Here is a 14,223-nt window from a genome sequence, read left to right as displayed (position 1 = left end):
GGCTATTTTTCTTTTTTTGTCTCTTTTTTGATGGCTTGCCACATTGGCGCAAACCAGTTTTTCACCTGCTGATTTATCTCATTCACATCCAATTCCTGCGTTTGCATCAACACGCGCTGCCAATATAAATCCCCGCGAGAACGCTCATCCCCAAAAGCGATTTTATTTAACAAGGCAAAACATTGGTCAAAATCCACCGCACTTTCATCACCAAGCAACTTCAGGTACGCCTCAAGGTTTGCGGTTGGAATCAGCTGCAAGTGCGAACGCCCTACCAAATAACATTGCACATACCTTTGTAATTGCGCCATGGCGTCCGGCGGGAACAGCACATCAAAAATCACACGCTTATCCTTACCTTGGAAAATAGATTCCGTCGGTTGCGGCTGCGTCGCACAGAGCAATAAATGATACAGCCAGGCTTCAATACGATCTTTGTCTTTCACCGTTGCCATGCGCCAGGAGACACGCGCTAGAGGATCGCCGTACAAACGGGACAGGTTGCCCGATAACGTCACGTCGCCGAATTCCGTCGGAACGACCAGTTGCACAAAACGGCTTTGCGGCGTTTGTTCCGCATAATCGACGATATTCTGTTTAAATTCGGCAACCTCCGCCACCAGCTGATTGGCATAAAGGGTGGCAAATGCCCCTCTCGGCAACACGCCCTTGACTTTTAAACGGGCAAAAAACGCCTCCGTTTGCTGTTCGTCCGCCGCTACCAAATCCGCATGAATACCGTATTTTTCCAGCGCATTATCCAAAGCGAAATTTTCACTGTCGGCAATGCTTTCTTCCTGTTCAAAAAAATTCACGCCAAGGCGTTTTTCAAAGAAAAACCGCACGGGATTTTTCACAAACGCCACCAAACGGGCGAATTCAATTTCCGTTTCCTGTTCAGAAAGATCCTGCGACATCGCTGGCTGAATGAAATCCGACAAGGTTTGGTTGGCTTGCGAATTTGCCAAAGGTAACCATTGTTGCGCAAAAGACGGCGTAAAAGTGCGGTCGTTTTTTTCAAAGTTTTTTCGACTGAACGCCGTCATGCCATGTTGTTGCACCAATTTTTCACGCCAATTCGTGCCTTCCGCAGGCAGATTTTCCACGATGTAATCCAACAACTGGCTCACCAACACCGACGGCTCGCGTTCCTGATTATCGGCAATGGAACGCCCGATATAGCTGATATACAAATACTCCTGCGCAGACAGCAAGGCTTCAAGGAACAAATAACGATCGTCGTCACGGCGCGCACGATCGCCTTTGATACGATGGTATTGCATTAAATCGAAGCTGCTCGGCGGCAGCTGGCGCGGGTATTCGCCGTCATTCATGCCGAGCAAACACACCACTTTGAAGGGAATGGAACGCATCGGCAACAAGGTGCAGAAGTTCACTTTGCCGGCTAAAAAGCGATAGTGATTCGGGTTTTCTTGCAAGGCGTTGCTCATCACATCCGCCACCACATCAACGCCCAAATCTTCGGTAAAATGCACCTCCTGCAACTGCTCGCCAAACTGCTGAATCACCTCTTTAATATAAAACAGGGTTTCCTCGGTTTCCGTCGTGGCGGCGAAGAACGTCTCCGTCAGAGCTAGCAAATGTTGTTGCCATTGAACTGCGGAATAGCGGTTTTGCAGGGTTTGGAACCAATTAAATAACGCTGCAAGAAATTCCGCCAGCTGCCCCGCCAACTGCCCTTTTAAGCCGAAGCTGTTATCCAATCCGAGGCTGTCCTGCCAAATGCCGTTTTCTTCCCGCAGGGCATAGCCTAACAACATACGCTCCAAGCCCGCCTGCCAGGCATTATAGTTGCTTTCCGCCTCGTCATTTTTCGCTAAGCCGAAGCGCACGCCCGCCTGTTTCACCCAATCGCGAATTTGCGCCAAGTCCTGCAATTCGATATTAAACCGCTCCCGAATCGCCGGCACGTCTAACAACGCCAGCACATCTTCCGCGCTGAAAATGCTTTCTTTAAGCTGCAATAATGTCAGAAAAGCGGCGATAATCACGTCATTTTCCGATAACTTATTATCAGAAATGGAAAACGGTATCGCAGTTTGTGGCGTCGCATTTTGCCCGAACACGGCGCGAATATAAGGCGTGTATTTATCAATGTCCGCCACCATGACAATGATGTCTTTCGGAGTTAAATCGGGTTCCTGTTGTAACAAATGTAGCAGATAATCCTGCAACACTTCCACCTCACGCATCATGCTGTGGCAGGCGTGGAAAGTTAAAGTGCGGTCATTTTCCCGATAGTTTAGCGGCACGGCGCCGCTCGGCGTTAAGTGCAAAATTTGATGCTGGATTTGGCTTAGCAAATTACGCGGTTCAATCTCCGCATAAGCGGAAATTTCATTCGGCTCCAACTGCGTCAATAAATAAGAAAAATCACGCCCCAGCTTGCCCCAAGATGCCAACAGCGGATGACCCGTCTGTAATTTTTCCTGCGCATAAGTGACATCCCACTGTTGCTTCGCCTTTACTGCCTGCTCCGCAGATAACAAGGGCTTGTCGAGCTGCTTGAAATAATCGGTGCGGACGCGCAACGCCAGTTTCTCCACAAATGCGGGATCCACAATATCGCCCCAATATTCTTCACAAGGATTATTAAAGAACAAATGCACGTCGCAATATTGGCTGATTGCCTGAAAAATTTCCAAATAGGCTTTTGGCAAGGCGGGAATGCCGAAAATAAACAAGCGTTCGGGCAAAAAGAGCGGTCGATTTTCACGGAGTTTTTCCAGTAACAATTGGTACAAATGGGCACGATGTTGTACCAAATCCAACCCTGTCTCCGTTTTTACCGCCTGCACCAAGGCACGCCATAACTCGCCTTGCCAGGTGATATTCTGCTCAATCTGCGCCAACAATCGTTCGTTATTAAGGCTTAATTGGGTTTCGATTTGTCGGCGAATTTCAGTATCCCGATGCGCTTCCCAGGCGGCGATCCAGTCGGGGCGATAGACCAAATATTGGTCGAATAAATCGGCGATTTTCCCGGCGAGTTGATAAAGTTTGAATTGCTCCGACTGGGAGGAATGAGTCAAATAATGACGTAACGGACGGAAAGTCTCCCGTTCTAAATATTGCGGAATAAGGCGCACCAAACGCCACATCATGGCGTTCTTGTTAAATTGGTTACTTTGCGCCACATCAGGCAAATTTTCCGCATAAAGTTGCCAAATAAAACTCGCGGGCATGGGGAAAGCAAAATTCGCCGCAATATTTTTTTGTTCGGCGATTTGTAATTGTAACCACTGTGCCATACCGGGGCTTTGCACCAGCACGATTTCCGGCTGTAACGGATGGGCTAGCGGTTGGCGTTGAATTAATTCAACTAAAATGTCCTTTTGCACTTCAAGTTGATTGGAATGATAAATGGTAAACACGCCGCCTCCGAAAATTCGCCCTTATATAAGTTGCGCTATTATAAACTAATTTCACCGCGAGGATATTTCACCGACACCTGATTTTGCATACAAATCACCCGGAAATGAATTTGATTTTGCCGCACCTGCGTTTCGCAAGGCAAACCGAGAAATCGGCGTTGGTGTTGATTTTCGGCGATTTGAATGGCTTGAAAACGCTGGTAAATTTCTACCGCACTTTTTCGTTGCACGTTGCCCCATTGGTTAAAGGTGAGAAAAAGTCCGCTGAATAAGGTCAAAGCCACCAATAAGGACAACAGACTCATGCCTTTATGGTTAATTTTCCGAAACGGCAAAATCATACCAACTGTTCTCCGCTAAACGCCATCGACTGTATTGTTGCACGATCTGCGCAACGGTGCTTTTGGAATAAGTGACTTTGATGTCCTCATCCAGCGTTAATCGTCCTTTCGTGATAATGCTCCCGCTGATTTTGCCCTTCCCACGAATAGATAAATCGCCCTCCGCCACGATCACTGCATTCACATTGTGATCAAGCGCCCACTCTGTGTTGTTAGCCTCAAACCAATACAATGCAGGCGACGAATTTCTTGTAATATGCTTCGGCGAAGCAGCAAGTTGATCGCGAAAAATCGCTAAATCGCTTTCCGTAATAAATTGCTCAAAGGCACCTTCATGACGATTCCTGACCGGCGATTTTTGAAATAACTTATCGCGCTGACACCAAGCATAATGCCGAATACCATCGGGGAAGACTAATTCCTCATTCAAGTCAAATTTCAATAAGAAAGTATCACCGTTTTCCTCAAGCGGCAGCTGCTCGCAGCGTTGCCGTTGGGTTGTTTGGCTTAATTCCTGCAATTTCACCTGCTGTGCCACGTACAGATTTCGCTGGGCGGCAATGGAGGAATAAAGCCGCAGTAAGTCATCGTTAAACAACATCGTCAGCAACAAAAATGCGCTCAATAGCAATAACAAACTTATCGTCATGATGCCGTGATGAAGTCGTTTCATTCTTTAGCTCCGTTCAATAACGGCACGATAAGCGAAGTTTCATATTCAATTTTTTTATGATGTTTAACATTCCCGACCAAACGAATTTCAATGCCTTTTTGGTCTGATAACCAATCAAAACTCAATTGTGAAATTTCATATTCTTTATCATCTAACAAATCCGCCCACCCGCCGTGATTGCAGGCGGATTGCCGAGTATAGCCGCGACACTCTTCCTGTGTGCAATTTTGTTTTACCGAATTTTTGTAGGTCAAACGGGTTTCCAGCATTTTTTGATTCAGTCGATAGCCAAACAACTCGCGTTCTATTTCTTTTGTCGCATTGCGTCCATTCACTACGCAAGCATCGCCTTTATAGTTGCCGCCGATACAGCCGTTAGCATCTAAATCATAAAAAAACAGCACGCAACTGTTATTTTTCTCGCTATTCATTTGGGCAATAAGCATCGTTGAAGGGGCATTTTCCTGTTCAAATAACGTGAGATTATTTTGTTTTAATTTATCGTTAACCGCACGAAAACCGCTTCTCGCCAAATCTTTGCCCATTAATTGAATGACACGCTGCAACTCCGTTTGTAGCTGCAAACGAAGCAACATTTCCCGATTTTGCTGTTGATGTTGGCTATAAAACTGCATAATCACGAGCATTAAAAAACTGGAAAGCGCTATTGAAACCATGAGCGCAACGAGACTTTGTCCGCGATAACACTTCAAGCTATAAAAAATTCTATTCTTCATCGTTCACGCAAGCACTTAAAGATTGGTTGTCCTTTAATTTCAGGCTTCCCACATTAAAAAATGAAAACAACGTGCGTTGCTGATTGGCTTGTAGCACAAAACAAGCAGTGGAGGCGGTGTTACGAATGCCGCTTAAACGGGTAAATTCCAGCGGATAATAACGTTTGCTGATCAGCATGGTTTCAGCAAAAGCGGGATAATAAAAATGCGCAGAAGTCTTTTGCGGGCAGGACTGCGGACTCAAGCAATCACACAGGTGATCATGTTTTAGCTGCGCGGTCAAACACCAACGCTTTCCGCTTAAATCCCGATTCGCGATTAACAACCAAATATCTGCCGAATTTTCTACCCTCGCCTGAATTTGGCGCAAGAAAACATAAAGTTTTTGTTGCTCTTTTTGCAGAATATTTTGCTGTGAATGCTGTTGCCATGTCGGCAAGGCAAGCGTCAGTAACAAACTGATAATAAAGAGTGCAATTAACATTTCCAGCAAAGTAAATCCCTTTTGCATAAACGTTCCTTTTTTTGACCGCACTTTAAAGGAATAAAAGCTTGCACAGAATAAACTCAGGCAAATTTTGCGATTCGGATCGCAAAGTTAAATCATTTGATTGAAATTTTTAGGGTATGAAAAGAGAAATGACATCGCATTTACGACAAAAAAACGTTGCAAAAAGGTAACAGCTTAAAGATTATAGTTTGAAACATAAAGATTTTGGTGGGTCGTATAGGATTCGAACCTATGACCAATGGATTAAGAGTCCACTGCTCTACCAGACTAAGCTAACGACCCATGTTTGGGAAATACAGCTTTAAATTGGTGGGTCGTGAAGGATTCGAACCTTCGACCAACGGATTAAAAGTCCGCTGCTCTACCGACTGAGCTAACGACCCGACAACGTTTGACAACGAGGGCTTATAATACTGATTTTATTTTAATAATCAATAAAAAATTTCGTTTTTTTATCTATTTGTTTGAATACTCATCAAACATAATCTATTTCAAATAGATAAAGTGCGGTTAGTTTTACAGATATTTTTTTGAATAAGGCAAGTACTTTCGCATAAAACGAAAAACCGGGCTTAACCCCGGTTTTTCTCTACGTTATAGCAAAATTAGTATGCTAACACTGCACGACGGTTTTTAGCATAAGCAGATTCATCATGACCTAATACTGCCGGTTTTTCTTCACCGTAAGAAACAGTAGATACTTGACCTGCTTGTACGCCTTTAGAAGTTAAGAAACTTTGAACTGCATGCGCACGACGTTCACCTAATGCCATATTGTATTCCGGTGTACCGCGCTCGTCGGTATTACCTTCAACACGCACGCTTGTTGCCGGTGTTGCGTTTAAGTATGCTGCGTGAGCATCTAAGATTTGAGTGTATTCACCTTCGATATCATATTTATCAAAACCGAAATACACGGTGTTGTAGCGTTGTTGCAAATCTTGAACGGAATAGCCACCAAATGTTTGACCATTATTGCTACCATTACCGCTTTCGTTTTTGTTGGATGATCCACAAGCCGCTAACACAGCCACAGAACCAGCAACTAACAATGCTTTAGTAAATTTATTCATTGATTTCTCCTTGTTTATTTAGTTAAGTATGGTGACCAAGCTGGAAATTTAACTTGTCCATCATTCCCAGGTAAACGTGCTTTAAAGCGACCGTCAGTGGACACTAATTGTAGCACCTTTCCTAAGCCTTGGGTAGAACTATAAATAATCATGATACCGTTTGGTGAAATGCTCGGGCTTTCATCCAAGAAAGTGGAACTTAACACTTCTGAACTGCCTGATGTCAAATCTCTTTTCACAATATTATTGCTTCCATCGATCATGACTAACGTACTACCATCTGAACTGATTTGACCACTGCCGCGTCCACCAACTAAAGAAGCACCACCACCGGATGCACTCATGCGATAAACTTGCGGGGATCCGCCTCTATCGGAAGTGAACACAATGGATTGACCGTCAGGAGACCAAGACGGCTCGGTATTATTTCCCGCACCACTGGTCAGCTGAGAGACCTGCCCGCTTCCTAAATTACTCACATAAATATTCAACACGCCGTCTTTTGAAGAGGCAAATGCCAGTCTTGAGCCATCAGGAGAGAATGCCGGTGCACCATTATGTCCCGGGAAAGAAGCAACCACTTTACGCGCCATTGAACCGAGATCCTGTAAAATAATTTGTGCTTTTTTGTTTTCAAAAGACACATAGGCTAATTTTTTACCGTCCGGAGACCATGCCGGCGACATAAATGGTTGAGAACTTCTGTTCACAATAAATTGATTGAAACCGTCATAGTCTGCTACGCGCACTTCATAAGGCTGAGAACCGCCATTTTTTTGTACTACATAAGCAATACGGGTTCTGAATGCCCCCCGAATACCGGTGAGTTTTTCAAAGGCTTCATCACTGACGGTATGGGCGCCATAACGCAACCATTTTTGAGTCACCGTGTATTGGTTTTGTGACAAAATTGAGCCGGCACTCCCCATGGTGTCAACTAATTGGTAAGCGATATCAAAGCCGCCATTTGAAGGCGTAACTTGCCCTACAATAACCGCTTCAATACCTTGAGCAGACCAAACCTCCGGATTCACCTCGGAAGCAGAAGTCGGTTGCTGTGGCATTTTACTGACGTCCATCGGATTAAATTTCCCACTATTACGCAAGTCGTCAGAAATAATTTTCGCGATATCCGTAGGCGCACTGCCCGGACCATTCCACTTAAACGGCACGACGGCGATAGGACGGGCGGAATCCATAACTTCATCAATCACGATACGGACTTCTGCCTGAGCCACCGAAGTAAGCCCGAGCAGCATGATAAATAAGCTGAAAATTCGAATAACTACTTTCATTTTTTCTCCTATTGTTTAAAAGTGCGGTAAAAATCTACCGCACTTTTCTTGGGTCGAAACCTAAAGTAAAGCTTTTAAACATCTCATATTCTTCCGGTGTCGGTGCTCTACGCATTTTTTTTGCTTGTGAAATGGCATTTAATGCAGCCGCACACAAGTCATTCGGACCGGATTTTTTCTCGTACGACAAGATTGTACCGTCGCTGGCGATTTCCATTTTAATATCACAGACTTTACCGATAAAACGTGTGTCACCACGGAAATACGGCTTAATGGAAGAATAAATCACGCCGGCATAAGCAGAACCTGTTTTACCGCCATCACCCGCCCCCATTGAAGCACCGGAACCTTGGCTGCCTTGTTTGTTCGCATTGCCACCTTGTACAGCACTACCGCCACCGACATCGCCGCCGTTAAAGAAATCATCTAAAGCATTTTGGTCGGCTCTACGTTGCGCATCAGCTTTTGCTTTAGCCTCAGCATCTGCTTTCGCCTTGGCATCGGCTTTTGCCTTCGCATCGGCTTTCGCTTTAGCATCTGCCTTGGCTTTGGCTTCTGCATCCGCTTTTGCCTTCGCATCTGCTTTTGCTTTGGCATCAGCCTCAGCTTTGGCTTTAGCATCGGCCTCCGCCTTCGCTTTTGCATTAGCTTCTGCTTTAGCCTTAGCTTCCGCTTCAGCTTTGGCTTTTGCTTCTTGCTTTGCTTTTTCAACAGCTTGCGCTTTCGCTTTTGCCTCTTCTTCCGCTTGTTTAGCGGCAGCCGCTAAACGTTTTGCCTCTGCTTCGGCTTTTAGTTTTGCCGCTTCAGCAGCTTGCTTGGCTTTCGCTTCTTCAGCTTGTTTTTGCTTTTCCAGCGCTTCTAAACGGGCTTTTTCTTCCTGTTGTTTTTTCTGTTCAGCCAAGAGCTTTTGTTTTTCCTGCTCTTTCTGCTGTTCCAACTCTTTTTGACGGGCGATTTCTTGTTGACGTTGTTGTTCTTTTAGCGCTTCCTGCTGTTTTTGTTCTTCACGTTTCTGTTCTTCGCGCTTTTGATCTTCAAGAGCTTGTTTCTTTTGACGCTCAGCCTGACCTTTTTTCTGTTGTTGGATTCGACCCCATTCTTGTGCTGCCGACCCCGTATCAACCATCACAGCGCCGATAACCTCTCCGTTATCGCCTTCACCACCGCCCATAATGTCTATATTATGGTAGAGCGAGCTTAAGATTAACAATCCGAACAAAGCTAAGTGCATTATGACCGAAATCACAACTGCATCAACATCACCTTTTTGTCGCTTATTCTGCACAATGTTACCTATTTGATTAGATTGGATTTGTCATCAAACCAACGGATTTGATACCGGCAAGATGAAGTAAATTCAACGCCTTGATGACTTCTTCATAAGGCACTTCTTTGGCGCCGCCGACTAAGAACATTGTATTGTTATCTTTATCAAATTCTTGTTTTGATAATTGGGTAACCATATCTTCGGTAAGATTTTCCGTACGGGTGCCACCGATTGAAATGGCATATTGACCGATTCCCGACACTTCTAAAATCACCGGCGTTTTGTCTTCCGTAGAAACATTTTGACTTTGAACTGCATCCGGCAACTCAACTTCTACGCTTTGACTAATAATTGGCGCTGTAGCCATAAAAATTAAAACCAATACCAAAAGCACATCCAGAAACGGCACAATATTGATTTCGGATTTTATATCACGGCGCTGGCGACGATAAGACATATCAACCTTCTAAATCTGTAATCTAAAAAATGCTTAAAATAATGACCGCACTTTTCACGTAAAGTGCGGTAAGAATTTCCGATAAATTTAACTGTGATGGTTTTTACCAAACACTTGACGGTGCAAAATGGTGGTAAATTCATCAATAAAGTTGCCGTAATTTTGTTCAAGTTTATTCACACGCAAACTCAAACGGTTATATGCCATCACGGCTGGAATTGCAGCAAACAAACCGATTGCCGTAGCGATCAAGGCTTCTGCGATCCCCGGTGCAACCATTTGCAAAGTAGCCTGTTTTGCTCCGCTTAATGACATAAAGGCGTGCATAATCCCCCAAACCGTACCAAACAAGCCGATATACGGACTGATGGAAGCTACCGTTGCCAAAAACGGCACACGGGTTTCAATATCTTCAATTTCACGATTCATTGATAAGTTCATGGCACGGGTGCTTCCTTGAATGATCGCTTCAGGCGCATCCGGGTTGGCTTGTTTTAAGCGGGAAAACTCTTTAAACCCGACATAGAAAATTTGTTCGCTACCGGTTAAACCATCACGGCGGTTAGATAAGCCCTCGTAAAGTTTGTTTAAATCTTCACCGGACCAGAAACGATCTTCAAATGCCATGGACTCTTTCAGTGCTTTTGTAAGCACGCGGCTACGTTGAATAATAATCGCCCAAGAGGTAATTGAAAAAATGATTAAAATTAAGATAACGAGTTGAACTACGATACTCGCTTTTAGAAATAAATCTAAAAAATTTAATTCTGCAGTCATTACATACTCCGAAAACAACTAATTAATTGCTACTTGATTAACGTTGCCTTGATTTCCTGTGGAATAGCCACAGGTTTCATCTTACCAAGATCAACATAGGCTACCTTGACGGTAGCCCGACATAAAACTAACTCATCCCGTTTAATGGTTTGAGAAAAAATAATTGAGGCACCTTTTAGTTCGGTGACAAGCGTTTCCACTTGTAATAGATCATCCAATTTTGCTGCCGCACAATAATCAATATTCATTGATTTGACAACAAAAGCGGCTTTATTCTCATTCAATAATGTTTGTTGGGAAAAATGAAATTCTCTTAAACATTCCGTTCTCGCACGCTCCAAAAAATGCAAATAGCGTGCGTGATAAACTACCCCACCGGCATCGGTATCTTCGTAATAAACGCGCGCGGAATAGTGAAAAACTTTCTGCTCCAAGATTTCTTCCTTACCCTACGGGAATTTAGAATACAGGAAGTTGGTTATTTTAGAGTGCCTAAAAATGATTAGCAAGCGTCAAATCACGTTATGTAAAAATATTAATGATTTGCTTTTAATTTGCCAAGTTGTGCAACAATGCGCCGATTCCTGCGATATAGCCTATCCAAGGCATGAAAAACGCACGCCACAGACTTAGGCGAATTTCAAATCCAATGCCGTGAATCCATAAAATTACCGTTCCCCAAATCAAAGCGAAAACGTAATAAAATTCGACCGCTCTTAACTGTGTAGCAAATTGGTTGACATTAAAAAAGAAAAATCCTGTGAGTATTAGAGCTAAAATAAATGAAAGGGTTCGAAACGAACCCTTATTTACTGATTGGTACAATGAGTTAATCATTCAATTACTCGTCAAATTTACCTGTTTTTTCAATGCTAATGGTAACAACAACACTTAGCATAATGGCTAACAAAACACCCAATACCCAGATGACATAAAACATAATATTTCTCCTTAATATAATGAGTTTTTGTTATCTTCAATGAAGCTACTGTCAATGCGACCAAACATTTTGTAATAAGCCCAAATAGTGTAGGAAAGTAAAATCACTACGAAAATCAATGCAAGGAAGAACATTAATGTTAAGGTTAACTTACTTGAGGTCGCATCCCACATTAACAGACTCATTTCCGGATGAGAAATGGACGGCATCACAAATGGGAACATGGCAATTGCAGCGGTTAAAATCACGCCTGCCATGCTTAGTGATGAGAACAAGAACGCAAAGCCACAACGATTTGCTTTCGAGAAAAGCACATTCAGCAACGCGCCGCCTACAGCTAATGCAGGGAATAACCACAAAATCGGCATCTCTTTATAGTTGTTAAACCATGCACCTGCTTGTACCGCTACTTCTTTTCCGATCGGGTTAGAAGGCGCATTATGATCAATCACACTGGTGACAACGAAACCGTCTTTGAAAGAAAGCCATACGCCGGCCAAGACAAAGGCAATTAAGGTCACAATTGCGCCGACTTGAGAAATCATACGAGCACGCTCACGCAATTCTGATGTGGTTTTCATTTGTAGCCAGTTTGCGCCATGTGTGGTTAACATCGCCAAGCTGATCACACCGCAAAGTAAGGCAAACGGATTTAATAGTTCAAAGAATGTACCGGTATATTGTACTTGTTGTAACTCATTGAATTCAAATGGAACACCTTGTAATAAATTACCGAATGCCACACCGAATACCAAAGAAGGAACAAAGCCACCGATAAACAACCCCCAGTCCCAAGCTTTACGCCAAGTCGGGTTATCAATTTTAGCGCGGTATTCAAAACCCACCGGACGGAAGAATAATGCCGCTAAAACCAGAATCATCGCAATGAAGAAACCGGAGAATGAGGTTGCATAGACCAACGGCCAAGCAGCAAACATAGCACCGCCGGCTGTTAACAACCAAACTTGGTTGCCGTCCCAGTGCGGCGCGATCGTATTGATCATAATGCGTTTTTCAACTTCTTTCTTACCGGCAAACGGTAACAGATTTAAAACGCCCATATCAAAACCATCGGTAACGGCAAATCCAATAAGCAATACGCAAACTAAGATCCACCATACGAAACGTAGAAATTCATAATCAAGCATCGTTAAGCTCCTGCTTATTTAGAGGATTGTTCGAAATAATAACGACCGGTTTTTAATGCGCTAGGACCTAATCTGCCGTATTTAAACATTAAATACATTTCTACGACAAGGAATAGGGTGTATAAGGCACAAATTAAACCGATGGAGAACCATAAATCGCCCGGTGCAAGTTTAGAAGCGGAAACGCCAACCGGTAACACTTCATAAATTGCCCATGGTTGACGACCATATTCTGCCAGGAACCAGCCACATTCAATACCAATCCAAGGCAATGGCAAGCCCCATAATATGGCTTTTAACAGTAACGGACTACGACCTACGGTTTTACGCACGTTTTGTGCAAATGCAAGCAACATTAACAGTAAAATCGCACCGCCGGCAGCCATCATCGCACGGAAAGACCAGAATGTTGGTGCCACTTTTGGAATCGTATCTGCTGCCGCTTGTTTGATTTGCTCTTCAGTCGCATCAACCACATTATCGGTATAACGTTTTAATAATAAACCGAAACCTAAATCTTTTTGTACTTGATCAAATTTCGCTTTGGTCTCTTCACTTGCCTGACCGTTAGCTTTTTTCTCGGCACGCAACTGTTGTAATAATGCATAAGCTTGAATACCACTACGCACACGTTCAACATTACGCTCTTGTAAATCAATCAAACCGCTAAATTGTTTGTCAAATGAACGGGTAACGATAATCCCCGCAGCATATGGGATTTGCAAAGCAAAATCATTTTTTTGTTCCGCCTGATTCGGCACAATAATCATATTCCAAGCAGCCGGAGCGGGTTGGGTATGCCACTCACCTTCCATTGCCGCTAATTTGGTCGGTTGCGCATGACCGATTTCATAACCGGATTCATCACCCATAATTAACACGGAAATAACGGCGATAATACCGAAAGTAGAAGCTACGGAAAAAGAACGTTTGGCAAAACCGATATCACGACCTTTCAAGATGTAATAAGAACTGATTGCCAATACAAAGAATGCACCAGAAACATAACCGGCAGATAAGGTATGCAAGAACTTACTTTGCGCAATCGGATTCAACCATAAATCCATAAAACTGGTCATTTCCATTCGCATAGTTTCAAAATTAAATTCGGAACCCACAGGTGCCTGCATCCAACCGTTTGCCACCAGAATCCACATAGCGGAAAGGTTTGAACCGAACGCCACACAATAAGTGGCTAAAAGGTGTTTACCTTTACTTAAACGATCCCATCCGAAGAAGAATAAACCAACGAATGTCGATTCTAAGAAGAACGCTAACAAGGCTTCAATGGCAAGAGGCGCACCAAAGATATCTCCTACATAATGAGAATAATATGACCAGTTAGTACCGAACTGGAATTCCATCGTAATCCCGGTTGTTACCCCAAGGGCGAAGTTAATACCAAATAACTTACCCCAGAATTTTGTCATATCTTTATAAACTTCTTTACCTGTGACCACATAAAGGGTTTCCATAATCACCAGAATGAATGACATCCCCAGTGTCAATGGCACAAATATGAAGTGATACAGTGCTGTCAAAGCAAACTGTAGTCTTGAGAGTTCAACAACGTCTAACATCTCGACTCCTTGTAAATGCTACAAGTCCT

Annotated in this window: 15 protein-coding genes and 2 tRNA genes; all 17 read right to left on the bottom strand. The window is 43.5% G+C overall.

Annotation, left to right across the window (positions count from 1 at the left end):
- Positions 1 to 2 precede the first annotated feature (2 nt).
- Positions 3 to 3,395, bottom strand: a complete 3,393-nt coding sequence (recC, locus tag DK430_RS02925) for an exodeoxyribonuclease V subunit gamma (RefSeq protein ID WP_109077624.1) — start codon at positions 3,393 to 3,395, stop codon at positions 3 to 5.
- 38 nt (positions 3,396 to 3,433) lie between these two features.
- Positions 3,434 to 3,736 carry a DUF5374 domain-containing protein gene (locus DK430_RS02920; RefSeq protein ID WP_109077623.1) on the bottom strand — a complete coding sequence of 101 codons (303 nt, stop codon included), beginning with the start codon at positions 3,734 to 3,736 and terminating at the stop codon, positions 3,434 to 3,436.
- The gene (locus tag DK430_RS02915) at positions 3,711 to 4,409 is read right to left on the bottom strand and encodes a DUF2572 family protein (RefSeq protein WP_109077622.1); all 699 of its coding nucleotides are present in this window, start codon (positions 4,407 to 4,409) and stop codon (positions 3,711 to 3,713) included. The genes DK430_RS02920 and DK430_RS02915 overlap by 26 nt, the downstream gene beginning before the upstream one ends.
- Positions 4,406 to 5,146 carry a PulJ/GspJ family protein gene (locus tag DK430_RS02910; RefSeq protein WP_109077621.1) on the bottom strand — a complete coding sequence of 247 codons (741 nt, stop codon included), beginning with the start codon at positions 5,144 to 5,146 and terminating at the stop codon, positions 4,406 to 4,408. Before DK430_RS02910 ends, DK430_RS02915 begins: the two co-directional genes overlap by 4 nt.
- Positions 5,136 to 5,657, bottom strand: a complete 522-nt coding sequence (locus DK430_RS02905; RefSeq protein WP_109077620.1) for a type II secretion system protein — start codon at positions 5,655 to 5,657, stop codon at positions 5,136 to 5,138. The genes DK430_RS02910 and DK430_RS02905 overlap by 11 nt, the downstream gene beginning before the upstream one ends.
- A gap of 205 nt (positions 5,658 to 5,862) precedes the next feature.
- Positions 5,863 to 5,939 (bottom strand) — tRNA-Lys (locus tag DK430_RS02900).
- A gap of 25 nt (positions 5,940 to 5,964) precedes the next feature.
- Positions 5,965 to 6,040: transfer RNA gene (locus DK430_RS02895), tRNA-Lys, on the bottom strand.
- A gap of 222 nt (positions 6,041 to 6,262) precedes the next feature.
- A complete protein-coding gene (pal, locus tag DK430_RS02890) occupies positions 6,263 to 6,730 on the bottom strand; it encodes a peptidoglycan-associated lipoprotein Pal (protein WP_109077619.1) in 468 nt (155 codons plus the stop codon).
- Positions 6,731 to 6,744: 14 nt separating this feature from the next.
- Positions 6,745 to 8,025 (bottom strand): Tol-Pal system beta propeller repeat protein TolB, encoded by a 1,281-nt coding sequence (gene tolB / locus DK430_RS02885; protein ID WP_109077618.1) that lies wholly within the window; start codon positions 8,023 to 8,025, stop codon positions 6,745 to 6,747.
- A gap of 34 nt (positions 8,026 to 8,059) precedes the next feature.
- Positions 8,060 to 9,310 (bottom strand): cell envelope integrity protein TolA, encoded by a 1,251-nt coding sequence (tolA, locus tag DK430_RS02880; protein ID WP_109077617.1) that lies wholly within the window; start codon positions 9,308 to 9,310, stop codon positions 8,060 to 8,062.
- A gap of 16 nt (positions 9,311 to 9,326) precedes the next feature.
- On the bottom strand, positions 9,327 to 9,749 hold the full coding sequence (tolR, locus tag DK430_RS02875) for a colicin uptake protein TolR (protein WP_109077616.1): 423 nt from the start codon (positions 9,747 to 9,749) through the stop codon (positions 9,327 to 9,329).
- Between the two features lie 87 nt (positions 9,750 to 9,836).
- Positions 9,837 to 10,526, bottom strand: a complete 690-nt coding sequence (tolQ, locus tag DK430_RS02870; protein WP_109077615.1) for a protein TolQ — start codon at positions 10,524 to 10,526, stop codon at positions 9,837 to 9,839.
- A 29-nt stretch (positions 10,527 to 10,555) separates the two neighbouring features.
- Positions 10,556 to 10,960, bottom strand: coding sequence for a tol-pal system-associated acyl-CoA thioesterase (ybgC, locus tag DK430_RS02865; protein WP_109077614.1), 405 nt, complete (start codon positions 10,958 to 10,960; stop codon positions 10,556 to 10,558).
- 115 nt (positions 10,961 to 11,075) lie between these two features.
- A complete protein-coding gene (ybgE, locus tag DK430_RS02860; RefSeq protein ID WP_109077613.1) occupies positions 11,076 to 11,363 on the bottom strand; it encodes a cyd operon protein YbgE in 288 nt (95 codons plus the stop codon).
- Positions 11,364 to 11,367: 4 nt separating this feature from the next.
- Positions 11,368 to 11,466 (bottom strand): cytochrome bd oxidase small subunit, CydX/CbdX family, encoded by a 99-nt coding sequence (locus DK430_RS02855; protein ID WP_109077612.1) that lies wholly within the window; start codon positions 11,464 to 11,466, stop codon positions 11,368 to 11,370.
- 11 nt (positions 11,467 to 11,477) lie between these two features.
- The gene (gene cydB / locus DK430_RS02850) at positions 11,478 to 12,614 is read right to left on the bottom strand and encodes a cytochrome d ubiquinol oxidase subunit II (RefSeq protein WP_109077611.1); all 1,137 of its coding nucleotides are present in this window, start codon (positions 12,612 to 12,614) and stop codon (positions 11,478 to 11,480) included.
- 14 nt (positions 12,615 to 12,628) lie between these two features.
- On the bottom strand, positions 12,629 to 14,194 hold the full coding sequence (locus DK430_RS02845; RefSeq protein ID WP_109077610.1) for a cytochrome ubiquinol oxidase subunit I: 1,566 nt from the start codon (positions 14,192 to 14,194) through the stop codon (positions 12,629 to 12,631).
- Between the last annotated feature and the right edge of the window lie 29 nt (positions 14,195 to 14,223).

The sequence above is a fragment of the Aggregatibacter kilianii genome (assembly GCF_003129965.1).
Lineage (GTDB): Bacteria > Pseudomonadota > Gammaproteobacteria > Enterobacterales > Pasteurellaceae > Aggregatibacter > Aggregatibacter kilianii_A.
The sequence above is the reverse complement of the archived record's forward strand: the minus strand, read 5'-3'. Positions and strand labels throughout refer to the sequence as shown.

Bases quoted from the DNA above. Each gene is read 5' to 3' on its own strand.
- DK430_RS02905 (WP_109077620.1), bottom strand. From the start codon at position 5,657: ATGCAAAAGGGATTTACTTTGCTGGAAATGTTAATTGCACTCTTTATT.
- tolR (WP_109077616.1), bottom strand. From the start codon at position 9,749: ATGTCTTATCGTCGCCAGCGCCGTGATATAAAATCCGAAATCAATATT.
- tolB (WP_109077618.1), bottom strand. From the start codon at position 8,025: ATGAAAGTAGTTATTCGAATTTTCAGCTTATTTATCATGCTGCTCGGG.
- DK430_RS02915 (WP_109077622.1), bottom strand. From the start codon at position 4,409: ATGAAACGACTTCATCACGGCATCATGACGATAAGTTTGTTATTGCTA.
- pal (WP_109077619.1), bottom strand. From the start codon at position 6,730: ATGAATAAATTTACTAAAGCATTGTTAGTTGCTGGTTCTGTGGCTGTG.
- DK430_RS02845 (WP_109077610.1), bottom strand. From the start codon at position 14,194: ATGTTAGACGTTGTTGAACTCTCAAGACTACAGTTTGCTTTGACAGCA.
- DK430_RS02910 (WP_109077621.1), bottom strand. From the start codon at position 5,146: ATGAAGAATAGAATTTTTTATAGCTTGAAGTGTTATCGCGGACAAAGT.
- ybgE (WP_109077613.1), bottom strand. From the start codon at position 11,363: ATGATTAACTCATTGTACCAATCAGTAAATAAGGGTTCGTTTCGAACC.
- tolQ (WP_109077615.1), bottom strand. From the start codon at position 10,526: ATGACTGCAGAATTAAATTTTTTAGATTTATTTCTAAAAGCGAGTATC.
- DK430_RS02920 (WP_109077623.1), bottom strand. From the start codon at position 3,736: ATGATTTTGCCGTTTCGGAAAATTAACCATAAAGGCATGAGTCTGTTG.
- DK430_RS02855 (WP_109077612.1), bottom strand. From the start codon at position 11,466: ATGTTTTATGTCATCTGGGTATTGGGTGTTTTGTTAGCCATTATGCTA.
- cydB (WP_109077611.1), bottom strand. From the start codon at position 12,614: ATGCTTGATTATGAATTTCTACGTTTCGTATGGTGGATCTTAGTTTGC.